This is a genomic window from Rhodococcus sp. P4_C10 (assembly GCF_056402135.1).
In genome coordinates, this window is record NZ_JBFUHZ010000027.1 from 72236 (window position 1) to 83894 (window position 11659).

At 66.9% G+C, this 11659-nt stretch carries 17 protein-coding genes; 14 read left to right on the forward strand and 3 right to left on the reverse strand.

Features of this window, described 5'->3' with window-relative positions; translation table 11 throughout:
• Position 1: 1 nt before the first annotated feature.
• From rplO to AC1DWC_RS18045, 5 genes are all read left to right on the forward strand, one after another.
• Positions 2-445 carry a 50S ribosomal protein L15 gene (rplO, locus tag AC1DWC_RS18025; protein WP_072845925.1) on the forward strand — a complete coding sequence of 148 codons (444 nt, stop codon included), beginning with the start codon at positions 2-4 and terminating at the stop codon, positions 443-445.
• 247 nt (positions 446-692) lie between these two features.
• A complete protein-coding gene (gene secY / locus AC1DWC_RS18030) occupies positions 693-2006 on the forward strand; it encodes a preprotein translocase subunit SecY (protein WP_477910182.1) in 1314 nt (437 codons plus the stop codon).
• Complete coding sequence (locus AC1DWC_RS18035) at positions 2003-2548, forward strand: adenylate kinase (protein WP_072845923.1); 546 nt, start codon at positions 2003-2005, stop codon at positions 2546-2548. The genes secY and AC1DWC_RS18035 overlap by 4 nt, the downstream gene beginning before the upstream one ends.
• A 61-nt stretch (positions 2549-2609) precedes the next feature.
• Complete coding sequence (map, locus tag AC1DWC_RS18040) at positions 2610-3404, forward strand: type I methionyl aminopeptidase (RefSeq protein ID WP_477910184.1); 795 nt, start codon at positions 2610-2612, stop codon at positions 3402-3404.
• Between the two features lie 198 nt (positions 3405-3602).
• Positions 3603-3914: a hypothetical protein gene (locus AC1DWC_RS18045; protein ID WP_477910186.1), complete on the forward strand. Its 312-nt coding sequence runs from the start codon at positions 3603-3605 to the stop codon at positions 3912-3914.
• A gap of 32 nt (positions 3915-3946) precedes the next feature.
• On the opposite strand, the gene dtd is transcribed toward AC1DWC_RS18045, so the two are convergent.
• Positions 3947-4378, reverse strand: coding sequence for a D-aminoacyl-tRNA deacylase (gene dtd / locus AC1DWC_RS18050; RefSeq protein WP_477910188.1), 432 nt, complete (start codon positions 4376-4378; stop codon positions 3947-3949).
• Between the two features lie 202 nt (positions 4379-4580).
• Between dtd and infA the strand changes: the two genes are divergently transcribed.
• The 8 genes from infA to truA all read left to right on the forward strand — a co-directional run bounded on the left by infA (position 4581) and on the right by truA (position 9267).
• A complete protein-coding gene (infA, locus tag AC1DWC_RS18055) occupies positions 4581-4802 on the forward strand; it encodes a translation initiation factor IF-1 (RefSeq protein ID WP_003418601.1) in 222 nt (73 codons plus the stop codon).
• Between the two features lie 80 nt (positions 4803-4882).
• Positions 4883-4996 (forward strand): 50S ribosomal protein L36, encoded by a 114-nt coding sequence (gene rpmJ, locus AC1DWC_RS18060; protein WP_003938068.1) that lies wholly within the window; start codon positions 4883-4885, stop codon positions 4994-4996.
• A gap of 226 nt (positions 4997-5222) precedes the next feature.
• Positions 5223-5597, forward strand: coding sequence for a 30S ribosomal protein S13 (gene rpsM, locus AC1DWC_RS18065; protein ID WP_072845919.1), 375 nt, complete (start codon positions 5223-5225; stop codon positions 5595-5597).
• Entirely contained in the window at positions 5597-6010 is a 414-nt protein-coding gene (gene rpsK, locus AC1DWC_RS18070) for a 30S ribosomal protein S11 (protein ID WP_072845918.1), read from the forward strand. The genes rpsM and rpsK overlap by 1 nt, the downstream gene beginning before the upstream one ends.
• A gap of 21 nt (positions 6011-6031) precedes the next feature.
• Positions 6032-6637 (forward strand): 30S ribosomal protein S4, encoded by a 606-nt coding sequence (gene rpsD, locus AC1DWC_RS18075; RefSeq protein WP_072845917.1) that lies wholly within the window; start codon positions 6032-6034, stop codon positions 6635-6637.
• A 115-nt stretch (positions 6638-6752) separates the two neighbouring features.
• Positions 6753-7817: a DNA-directed RNA polymerase subunit alpha gene (locus tag AC1DWC_RS18080; RefSeq protein ID WP_072845916.1), complete on the forward strand. Its 1065-nt coding sequence runs from the start codon at positions 6753-6755 to the stop codon at positions 7815-7817.
• A 35-nt stretch (positions 7818-7852) separates the two neighbouring features.
• A complete protein-coding gene (gene rplQ, locus AC1DWC_RS18085) occupies positions 7853-8356 on the forward strand; it encodes a 50S ribosomal protein L17 (protein WP_477838377.1) in 504 nt (167 codons plus the stop codon).
• Between the two features lie 23 nt (positions 8357-8379).
• A complete protein-coding gene (gene truA / locus AC1DWC_RS18090) occupies positions 8380-9267 on the forward strand; it encodes a tRNA pseudouridine(38-40) synthase TruA (protein WP_477910219.1) in 888 nt (295 codons plus the stop codon).
• A 39-nt stretch (positions 9268-9306) separates the two neighbouring features.
• Here truA and AC1DWC_RS18095 read toward each other — a convergent pair whose 3' ends face one another.
• On the reverse strand, positions 9307-9672 hold the full coding sequence (locus tag AC1DWC_RS18095; protein ID WP_477910191.1) for a PAS domain S-box protein: 366 nt from the start codon (positions 9670-9672) through the stop codon (positions 9307-9309).
• 172 nt (positions 9673-9844) lie between these two features.
• Positions 9845-10987, reverse strand: a complete 1143-nt coding sequence (locus AC1DWC_RS18100; protein WP_477910193.1) for an acyl-CoA dehydrogenase family protein — start codon at positions 10985-10987, stop codon at positions 9845-9847.
• A 57-nt stretch (positions 10988-11044) separates the two neighbouring features.
• Here AC1DWC_RS18100 and AC1DWC_RS18105 point away from each other — a divergent pair, with 57 nt between their 5' ends.
• Positions 11045-11620 carry a TetR/AcrR family transcriptional regulator gene (locus AC1DWC_RS18105; protein WP_477910195.1) on the forward strand — a complete coding sequence of 192 codons (576 nt, stop codon included), beginning with the start codon at positions 11045-11047 and terminating at the stop codon, positions 11618-11620.
• Positions 11621-11659 lie beyond the last annotated feature (39 nt).

Below are 11659 nucleotides of genomic sequence, written 5' to 3' on the forward strand. Positions count from 1 at the left end.
CATGACCATCAAACTGCACCACCTGCGCCCCGCACCGGGATCCAAGTCCGACAAGATTCGCGTCGGTCGTGGTGAGGGCGGCAAGCGTGGCAAGACCGCGGGTCGCGGTACCAAGGGCACCAAGGCTCGTAAGAACGTGCCGGCCGCCTTCGAGGGTGGACAGATGCCGCTGCACATGCGTCTGCCCAAGCTCAAGGGCTTCAAGAACCCGTTCCGCACCGAGTACCAGGTCGTGAACGTCGGCGACATCGCCCGGCTGTTCCCGAACGGCGGCACGATCGGTGTTCAGGAGCTCGTCGAGGCCGGCGCCGTTCGCAAGAACGAGCTCGTCAAGGTCCTCGGCGACGGAGAGCTCACGGTTGCCGTTCAGGTCACCGTGAACAAGTTCACCGGTTCCGCCAAGGAGAAGATCGCTGCTGCAGGTGGGACCACCACCGAGCTGTGATCGGTCTCTGACCGAGTATCCGATGGCCGCAGTCACTGTCCGCAAGGGCAGTGCTGCGGCCATCGGCGTTCTGTATAGTCCGTACTTCGGGCCGCGTTGCCAGAGGCACACGCCCGAGGTACGGCGCTGACGGCAGACCAATCTGTGTATGCCGGGCTGCTCGCCGTGCCCTCACTGCTAGTGTTCTAGAGTTCATCTAGCCAGCCGAGCAAATCGCTCGCGACAACCCGTCGTGCCAGGAGGATCTTTGCTTTCCGCCTTTGTCTCGGCCTTCAGGACTCCCGACCTGAGGCGGAAGATCCTCTTCACCCTGGGCCTGATCGCCTTGTACCGCTTCGGTGCCACCCTGCCGTCGCCCGGTGTCAACTATGCGAACGTCACGGCCTGTATCGACCAGATCTCCGGCGGTGAGTCTGCGGGTATCTACTCGCTGATCAACCTGTTCTCCGGTGGCGCGTTGCTGCAGCTGTCGGTGTTCGCGATCGGCATCATGCCGTACATCACGGCAAGCATCATCGTGCAGCTGCTGACCGTTGTCATCCCGAGGTTCGAAGAACTCCGCAAGGAGGGGGAATCGGGCCAGGTCAAGATGACGCAGTACACGCGTTACCTCTCGATCGCGCTCGCCGTCCTCCAGTCGACCGGCATCGTCGCGCTCGCGGCGCGGGGTCAGCTGTTGCAGGGTTGCCAGCAGGAGATCATCGACGACCAGTCGATCTTCGGTCTGGTCATCATCGTGCTGGTGATGACGGCCGGTGCGGCCCTGGTGATGTGGTTCGGCGAGCTGATCACCGAGCGCGGCGTCGGCAACGGCATGTCGCTGCTGATCTTCTCGGGCATCGCCTCGCGACTTCCCTCGGAGGGTGGTGCCATCCTCGACAGCCGTGGCGGCCTCATCTTCGCCCTGGTGCTGGTGGCGGTCCTCGCACTGATCGCGGGCGTGGTGTTCGTCGAGCAGGGCCAGCGCCGTATCCCGGTGCAGTACGCGAAGCGCATGGTCGGCCGGAAGATGTACGGCGGCTCGTCGACGTACCTGCCGCTGAAGGTCAACCAGGCCGGCGTCATCCCGGTGATCTTCGCGTCCTCGCTGTTGTACCTGCCGAACCTCATCGCACAGCTCACCGGTTCGAGCACGGCCGCGGATCCGAGTTGGTGGCAGCGGATCATCCAGGAGTACCTGGTGAACCCGTCGAACCCGGTCTACATCCTCATCTACTTCCTGCTCATCGTCTTCTTCACCTACTTCTATGTCGCGATCACCTTCAACCCTGAAGAGCGCGCGGACGAGATGAAGAAGTACGGCGGCTTCATCCCGGGCATCCGCCCGGGCCGCCCGACGGCGGACTACCTCAACTACGTGCTCAGCCGCATCACACTGCCGGGCGCGATCTATCTCGGTCTCATCGCAGTGCTGCCGAACCTCTTCCTCTCCCAGGGGGCGTCGGGTAGCAGCATCTTCGGTGGTGCGGCGGTCCTGATTCTGGTCAGTGTCGGCCTCGACACCGTCAAGCAGATCGAGAGCCAACTCATGCAGCGCAACTACGAAGGGTTCCTCAAGTGAGACTTGTCCTCCTTGGTCCTCCCGGTGCCGGTAAGGGCACTCAGGCCGCCATCCTGTCGGAGAAGCTCGGCGTTCCGGCCATCTCGACGGGCGATCTGTTCCGCGCGAACATCGGTCAGCAGACCGCGCTCGGCCTCGAGGCGAAGAAGTACATGGACGCCGGCGACCTGGTGCCCAGCGAGATCACCAACAACATGGTCAAGGCGCGCGTGGCCGAGCCGGACGCGGTCAACGGGTTCCTGCTCGACGGCTTCCCGCGCACGGTCGACCAGGCGCTCGCGCTCGAGAAGATCCTCGCCGACCTGGATGCCAAGCTGGACGGGGTGCTGGCCTTCGACGTCGCCGACGACGTCGTGGTCGAGCGCATGCTCGCCCGGGGCCGCGCCGACGACACCGAGGACGTCATCCGCAACCGGATGCGCGTCTACCGCGAGGAGACCGCACCGCTGCTCGACCACTACGCGGGTACCGTCGTCACGGTGGACGCGGTCGGCGAGGTCGACGAGGTCAACGCCCGCGCGCTCGCCGCACTGGGCAAGTAGCCACCGCTCGTCCAGGTTCGACAAGACTCCAAGCTCGACAAGTACAAGGTAAGAGGTTTTCGTGGGGTTCCGTCGCAAGAAGGTCGTCCCGTTCCGCACCGCCGGTGAGCTCGATGCCATGGCCGCGGCCGGGGCCATCGTCGGCGCGACCCTGGTCGCGGTCCGGGATGCCGCCAAGCCCGGCGTGAGCACGCTGGAACTGGACCGGCTCGCCGAGCAGACCATCCGGGACGCGGGGGCGGTGCCCTCGTTCCTCGGGTACCACGGCTTCAGCGGGTCGATCTGTTCGTCGGTCAACGACCGTGTGGTGCACGGCATCCCGTCCGCCGAGGACATCCTCGTCGAGGGCGACCTCGTGTCGATCGACTGCGGGGCCATCCTCGACGGCTGGCACGGCGACTCGGCGTGGACCTTCGCGGTGGGGGAGTACCTCGACGCGGACCGCGATCTCAGCGAGGCCACCCGGCTGTCGATGGAGGCGGGTATCGCGGCGATGCTGGCCGGTAACCGCTTGACCGACGTCTCGCACGCGATCGAGTTGGGCACCCTGGCCGCGGAGCAGGCGCATGGTCGTCGCTACGGCATTGTCGACGGCTACGGCGGTCACGGCATCGGGCGCGAGATGCACATGGACCCGTTCCTCGCGAACGAGGGCAAGCCGGGCAAGGGACCGGAACTGGTCGTCGGCTCCGTGCTGGCCATCGAGCCGATGCTGACCCTCGGCACCACCGAGACCGAGGTGCTCGACGACGACTGGACCGTCGTCACCACCGACGGCTCCCGGGCGGCGCACTGGGAGCACACCGTCGCGGTGACCGAGGACGGCCCACGGATCCTCACCCTGCGCCCCGAGTAGCGGGCGCACGCGCAGCAGGCAAGGCACCCACGGCCGTTCCCGGCCGTGGGTGCCTTGTCCTTTGTCGTGTCAACCACTCCGCGGGGGGAATTCCGGCACCGGCGGGGGCAGGGGACTCCGACCGCGGGGGACTGGCTGCGAGGGAGGCCGTCGACCACTGTCGAAGGTGTCCAGTCCCGACCAGTGAGGATCTCGATCATGTCCGTCAACCGACTCGTCGCCGCCGCGCCGTTCGCCCTGTTCCTGTGTCTCGGCGCCGCCCAACCGGCGTTCGCCTCCGCCCCCGACGCGCCCTCCCAGCCACCCGTCGAACTCGAAACGGGGGCGGACCCCAGCGGTCCGCCGCTGCAGTGCCGCGGCATCGTCGTCAACCTCGGTCCCGAGTGCGACCTGCCGGCGGAGGACTCGGCCCGTCCGCAGTGGTGCGACTACGAGACCCTCGCGTACGACCCGCGGTGCGACCGCCCGGCGGTCGCCATCGCCCCTGACCCGGAGGTCGGCATCGGCTGAGGCGACGGCCCGGCTCGTCGTGGCGGGCGGTGTCAGGACTCGAGCAGCAGCGTGACCGGCCCGTCGTTGACCGAGGCCACCTTCATGTGTGCGCCGAAGGGACCGGTCGCGACGTCGGCGCCCAGCCCGCGCAGTGCGTCGGCGAACGCGTCGACCAGTGGTTCCGCGACGGCGCGGGGCGCGGCCGCCGACCAGGACGGTCGCCGGCTCTTGCGGGTGTCGGCGAGCAGCGTGAACTGGCTGACGACCAGGATCGGTGCCGCCACGTCGGAGGCGGAGCGTTCACCGTCCAGAATGCGTAGCTTCCACACCTTCGCGGCGAGGGCTGCGGCCGCTGCCGGGTCGTCGCCGTGTCCCACCCCCAGCAGGACCAGCAGTCCCTGGGTGTCGGGGTCGATCGTGGCGACGATCTGGCCGTCGACCTCGACCGAGGCGGAGGTCACTCGTTGCACGACGGCACGCACGGGTCGGTCCTTTCACCGGCTGCGGTTCCGCGGGGCGCATTTGGCCTGGTGAGGGAACTCCGGTAAGCTAGATCAATGGTGCGTCCTGCGTGCCGGTCGAATGGGCTCAGCGCTTGCGTGCGAGGCCTGTGTTCGTCCGGTTCAGTAACGCTTGGGCACCACCGTAACGGAGAACGATGCCCACCAACGGATCGCGGAGGATATGGCTAAGAAAGACGGGGCCATCGAGGTCGAGGGTCGCGTGGTCGAACCGCTGCCCAATGCAATGTTTCGCATTGAGCTCGAGAACGGCCACAAGGTGCTCGCGCACATCAGCGGCAAGATGCGTCAGCACTACATTCGCATCCTGCCGGAAGACCGTGTCGTCGTAGAGCTGTCGCCCTACGACCTTTCTCGCGGTCGCATCGTCTACCGGTACAAGTAACGAAAGCTCCCCGGGCCACACCTGGCCCGGGAAGAACTATGTCCACCCCCGGTGGGCGACACACAGGAGATTAGACAGACGTGAAGGTTCAGCCGAGCGTCAAGAAGATCTGCGAGAAGTGCAAGGTGATCCGTCGTAACGGCCGGGTCATGGTGATCTGCGAGAACCTGCGTCACAAGCAGCGTCAGGGATAACCACCTGCACGACTTGCGATCGGCTTGCCCGACGCAACTGACAAGAAGACCTCCCAGTACCAGCCGGTGCGACGGCCCTCGGGTTCCGACCCAACAGGCACGCAACGGTAGACCCCCGGCACGGAGGCCGGGGCCCCACTGAGTTAGTTGAAAGACGCTCTGAGCAATCAGAGGACACAGGGGACGGGCTGGGAGCAGACCTCCGCACACCGATAGGAAATGCCTCATGGCACGTCTCGCAGGTGTTGATCTTCCTCGCGAAAAGCGTATGGAGATCGCACTGACTTACATCTACGGCGTCGGCCGTACCCGCTCCAAGGAGATCCTTGCCGCGACCGGTGTCAACCCGGATCTGCGCAGCAAGGATCTGGGCGACGAGGACCTGGCCAAGCTCCGCGAGTACATCGAGGAGTCGCTGAAGGTCGAGGGTGACCTTCGCCGCGAGGTTCAGGCGGACATCCGTCGCAAGATCGAGATCGGCTGCTACCAGGGCCTGCGCCACCGTCGTGGTCTGCCCGTGCGTGGTCAGCGCACCAAGACCAACGCCCGTACCCGCAAGGGCCCGAAGCGCACCATTGCCGGCAAGAAGAAGGCGAAGTAATGCCCCCCAAGTCTCGTAGCACCGGTCCCAAGAAGACCCAGAAGGCGCGTCGCAGGGACAAGAAGAACGTCCCGCACGGTGCCGCTCACATCAAGAGCACCTTCAACAACACCATCGTGTCCATCACGGACCCGGCCGGAAACGTCATCTCGTGGGCGTCCTCGGGACACGTCGGTTTCAAGGGCTCGCGTAAGTCCACCCCGTTCGCCGCGCAGCTGGCCGCCGAGAGCGCTGCCCGCAAGGCGCAGGAGCACGGTGTGAAGAAGGTCGACGTGTTCGTCAAGGGCCCCGGCTCGGGACGCGAGACCGCAATCCGCTCGCTGCAGGCCGCAGGCCTCGAGGTCGGCACCATCTCTGACGTCACCCCCCAGCCGCACAACGGCTGCCGTCCGCCCAAGCGGCGTCGGGTCTAGCGGGAAGGAAAGGTTTAGAAAATGGCACGTTATACCGGCCCCATGACCCGCAAGTCGCGTCGTCTGCGCGTCGACCTCGTTGGAGGCGACCAGGCATTCGAGCGCCGCCCCTACCCGCCGGGCCAGCACGGCCGCGCGCGGATCAAGGAGAGCGAGTACCTGCTCCAGCTGCAGGAGAAGCAGAAGGCTCGCTTCACCTACGGCGTCATGGAGAAGCAGTTCGTCCGCTACTACAAGGAAGCGGTTCGTCGCCCGGGCAAGACCGGCGAGAACCTGCTCCGCATCCTCGAGACCCGTCTCGACAACGTCGTGTACCGCGCCGGCCTGGCCCGGACCCGTCGTCAGGCCCGTCAGCTCGTGAGCCACGGCCACCTTCTCGTGAACAACAAGAAGGTTGACATCCCGAGCTACCGCGTCTCCCAGTACGACATCATCGATGTCAAGGAGAAGTCGCTGAGCACCCTGCCTTTCCAGGTTGCCCGCGAGACCGTCGGCGACCGTCCGGTCCCCGGTTGGCTGCAGGTTGTCCCGGGTCGCCTCCGCGTCCTGGTCCACCAGGAGCCCGAGCGCGCACAGATCGACGTTCCGCTGCAGGAGCAGCTGATCGTGGAGCTGTACTCGAAGTAATGCCTTCCATTCGTGCGCCTTTCCGGTGGCTGCGGTCACCGGGGAGGCGCACGAGTGCCCCAGGCACCATCCATCGCGGCGTCAAATAGCGGACGCCCGTACAGGAGGAAAACGAATGCTCATTTCTCAGCGACCCACGCTGACCGAAGAGGTCATCGCTGACAACCGCTCGAAGTTCGTCATCGAGCCCCTTGAGCCCGGCTTCGGGTACACCCTCGGCAACTCGCTTCGCCGCACCCTGCTGTCGTCGATCCCCGGCGCTGCTGTCACCAGCATCCGTATCGACGGCGTCCTGCACGAGTTCACCACCGTCCCGGGTGTGAAGGAAGACGTCACCGACATCATCCTGAACCTCAAGGGCCTCGTCGTGAGCTCCGAAGAGGACGAGCCGGTCACCATGTACGTCCGCAAGCAGGGCCCCGGCGCTGTGACCGCAGGCGACATCGTGCCCCCGGCCGGCGTCACGGTGAACAACCCGGATCTGCACATCGCCACCCTGAACGACAAGGGAAAGCTGGAGATCGAGCTCGTTGTCGAGCGCGGTCGCGGCTACGTCCCCGCCGTCCAGAACAAGGCGTCCGGCGCCGAGATCGGCCGTATCCCGGTCGACTCGATCTACTCGCCCGTGCTCAAGGTCACCTACAAGGTGGAGGCCACCCGCGTCGAGCAGCGCACCGACTTCGATCGGCTCGTGCTGGACGTGGAGACCAAGAACTCCATCACCGCGCGGGACGCGCTCGCCTCGGCGGGCAAGACCCTGGTTGAGCTCTTCGGCCTGGCCCGTGAGCTGAACGTCGAAGCAGAAGGCATCGAGATCGGACCCTCGCCCGCCGAGGCCGATCACATCGCTTCCTTCGGACTGCCGATCGAGGACCTGGACCTGACGGTCCGTTCCTACAACTGCCTCAAGCGCGAGGGTGTTCACACCGTCGGCGAGCTGGTTGGTCGCACCGAGTCCGATCTGCTGGACATCCGCAACTTCGGTCAGAAGTCCATCGACGAGGTGAAGGTCAAGCTGCATTCGCTCGGCCTGGCCCTGAAGGACAGCCCGGCCTCGTTCGACCCCAGTACCGTTGCCGGCTATGACGCCGCCACCGGTACGTGGAGCGACACGGATGCGGGTGCCTTCAACGACACCGACGGCAACGACCAGGATTACGCCGAGACCGAACAGCTGTAGACCAGCTCTTTAGGTTCTTCACTAGGAGATTCATCATGCCCAAGCCCAAGAAGGGTGCTCGCTTCGGCGGGTCGGCTTCCCACCAGAAGGCGATCTACGCCAACCTGGCCACCGCGCTCTTCGAGCACGGCCGCATCACCACCACCGAGGCCAAGGCGAAGGCCGTGCGGCCTTACGCCGAGAAGCTCATCACGCACGCGAAGGCCGGCACGCTGGCTCACCGTCGTGAGGTGCTGAAGGTCATCCGCAACAAGGATGTCGTGCACACCCTGTTCGCGGAGATCGGTCCGTTCTACGCGGAGCGCAACGGCGGCTACACCCGCATCATCAAGACGGTCCCCCGCAAGGGTGACAACGCGCCGATGGCAATCATCGAGCTCGTCAAGGAGCAGACCGTGACCTCCGAGGCAGACCGCGCACGTCGCGTGCAGGCTTCGCAGGCAGCTCCGGCCGTCGAGGAGCAGGCCGTCGAGGCCGAGGTCGAGACCCCCGAGGTCGAGGCCGAGGTCGTCGAGGCCGACGAGGCCAAGAAGGACTAACGCTGAACGCGTCAGAACCCTCGATCGAACCCGCCGCCCCTTCCAGGGACGGCGGGTTCGTTCGCTTTCGCCTCGACATCACCTACGACGGGACCGACTTCTCCGGCTGGGCCCGACAGCCCGGCCTGCGGACGGTCTGCGGCGTGCTCGAGCAGGCGCTCTCGACGATCCTGCGCGAGCCCGTGCAGCTGACCGTCGCCGGCCGCACCGACGCGGGCGTACACGCCAGCGGCCAGGTCGCGCACCTGGACGTGTCCGCGGACGCCGCGCCCGCCGAACCGGAGCGCCTGGTGCGCAGGCTCGCGCGCTTCCTGCCGCCGGACGTGCGGGTCAAGGCGGTCACCGAGGTGCCGGCCGAGTTCGACGCCCGATTCTCCGCCATCCGCCGGCACTACGAGTACCGGATCACCACCGCGCGCTACGGCGCCGAACCGCTGCGTGCCCGCGACACCGTGTCGGTGCCCAAGACGCTCGACCTCGACGCGATGCGTGAGGCGTCCCGCGGGCTGCTCGGACTGCACGACTTCGCCGCCTTCTGCCGGCGCAAGGAGAACGCGACGACCGTCCGCGAGTTGCAGCGCTTCGACTGGTCACGGCTCGAGCAGCCGGGTCGCTCCGCAGGCTCCGCTCCTGGTGACATCGTCACGGCCTACGTCAGTGCCGATGCGTTCTGCTGGTCGATGGTGCGCAGCCTCGTCGGCGCGATGATCGCGGTCGGCGAGGGCCGCCGCACCCCGGAATGGACGATTGCCCTGCTGCAGGAGCGGTCCCGGTCGAGTTCGGTGCTGGTGGCACCCGCGCACGGGCTCAGCCTGGTGGCCGTCGACTACCCGCCGAACGAGGAACTGGCCGCGCGCAACGCGGCGACCCGAGAGGTGCGCACGGTGCCGGGCGGGTGCTGCGGGGACTGAGTCCTCGTCCCAGCCGGGGACGGAGCCGCCGAGCGGGGGTCACAGCGACAGCGGAGTTCCCTCGATCACCGTCATCACCACGGTCTCCGCGTTGTGCCGCGCGACCGACTTCTTCACCCGGGCCCGGATGACGCCGCCGTCCTTGCGGACGAGGTCGTAGTCGGCGGCGAGGTCCAGTTGCGCCCCCGAGATCAACCGGTGCTGCCCCCGGTCGTGTTCGGCCATCAGCCGCGGGTGCACGAACTCTCGCGGGCCGAGCGTGCGGGCCTCGGGCAGCGTGTATCCGAGCAGTTCCGCGAAGGCGCGGTTGACGTCGACCACGTGGTCGTCGCTCTGGTGCACGATGACCGGCATGTCGACGTTCTGGATCAGAGAGCGATAGTGGGCGCCACTGATCGCACTCACGGAATTCGATGACACCCGCGACCTCCCGACTGGCCTGAGTCTTGGCTCGGCCCAGCGTCGTGAGCCTTGCAGGACAATGTGTCAGCGGGCGATGTGGGCGCGCAACGTGATGCGCGACACATGACACTTGCCGCGCCGGTGTGCGACCGGCGCGGCAAGAGTGGCGAACTGGTCAGCCGGCGAGCGACCGCGCGATCACCAGGCGCTGGATCTGGTTGGTGCCCTCGAAGATCTGGGTGATCTTGGCTTCGCGCATGTACCGCTCGACCGGGAAGTCCTGGGTGTAGCCGTAGCCGCCGAAGACCTGGACCGCGTCGGTCGTGACCTTCATGGCGGCGTCGGTGGCGATCAGCTTGGCCACACTCGCCTGGCGTGAGTACGGCAACCCGGCGTCGCGTCGCCGCGCGGCGTCGAGGTAGGTGGCGCGCGCAGAGTCCACGGCGGCGGCCATGTCGGCAAGCAGGAAGCCGAGCCCCTGGTGGTCGATGATGCGCTTGCCGAATGCCTTGCGCTCCTTGGCATATGCAACCGCGTCGTCGAGTGCGCCCTGGGCGAGCCCGACCGCGACGGCGGCGATGCCGAGTCGGCCCGAGTCGAGCGCGCTGAACGCGATCGGCAGGCCCTGGCCGGTCTGTCCGATGAGGCGCTCGGCGTCGACGAAGGCGTCGTCGTAGTGCGCGGAGGTGGTCGGCACCGCCCGCAGTCCCATCTTCTCCTCGGGCTTGCCGAAGCTCAGGCCCTCGGTCGCGGAATCGACCAGGAAGCAGGAGATCCCGCGCGGTCCGTCGTCGCTGGTGCGCGCGAAGAGCGTGTAGAAGTCGGCGCGACCGCCGTTGGTGATCCACGCTTTCGAGCCGTTGATCCGGAACCCGCCGTCGACGGCGGTGGCCTTGCAGATGAGCGCGGCGGCGTCGGAGCCGGCCTGCGGCTCGGAGAGGCTGTAGGCGCCGATGGTGTTGCCGCTCAACATGTCCGGCAGCCACTTGGCCTGCTGCTCGGTGGTGCCGTGAGTGGCGAGCGCGAAGCAGGACAGGCTGTGGACGCTGGTTGCCACGGCCACGGCCGCCCAGCGCGCCGCCAGCTCCTCGAGTACCTGGAGGTACACCTCGTAGGGCTGGCCGCCGCCGCCGAACTCCTCGGGATACGGCAGGCTCAGCAGCCCCGCGCGACCGAGTGCGGGGAACACCCCGTCGGGGAAGGTCTCGGACTTCTCGTGTGCGTCGACCTTGGGGCGCAGCACCTTGTCTGCCACGTCGCGGGTCAGCTCGATCAGGTCGTGAGCTTCCTGGCTGGGCAGCAGTCGTTCGACGGGCATGCGCTCTCCTCGGGTCAGTAACGGTACTGGCATCGATACTGCAGTACTGTTATATGTATGGCAACCCAGGTGCGTGGCGCGGCCCGCAAGGCACAGCTGCTCGACCAGCTCGTCGAGCTGCTGTTGGCGGAGGGTTTCGCCCACCTCACCCTCGACGAGTTGGCGACCAGGCTGCGGTGCTCGAAGTCCACGCTCTACGGACTGGCGGACAGCAAGGAACAGCTCGTCCGCGCCGCGACCGTCCACTTCTTCCGAGGTGCGACCGAACGGGTCGAGGAGCGCCTGGCCGGGGCGAGCGGCGCCCGCGACCGCATTCGGACCTACCTGGAAGCGGTCGGCGAGCAGCTGCGACCGGCGTCGACACAGTTCATGGAGGACCTCGCCGCGAACGCGGCCGCCCGGGAGGTCTACGAGCAGAACACCCGCTACGCGGCGGGTCGAGTGCAGGACCTCATCACCGAGGGGGTCCGGGCCGGCGAGTTCCGGGACGTCCACGCGGCGTTCGTCGCCGAGGTGACGGCGTCGACGATGGTGCGGATCCAGCGCAGGCAGGTCGCCGAGTCGACCGGTCTCGGCGACGCGCAGGCGTACGAGGAGCTGGCCGCGCTGCTCACCCACGGTCTTGCGATCTGACAGGTCTTGCAATCTGACGGCGAGTGAACCCTGAACAGG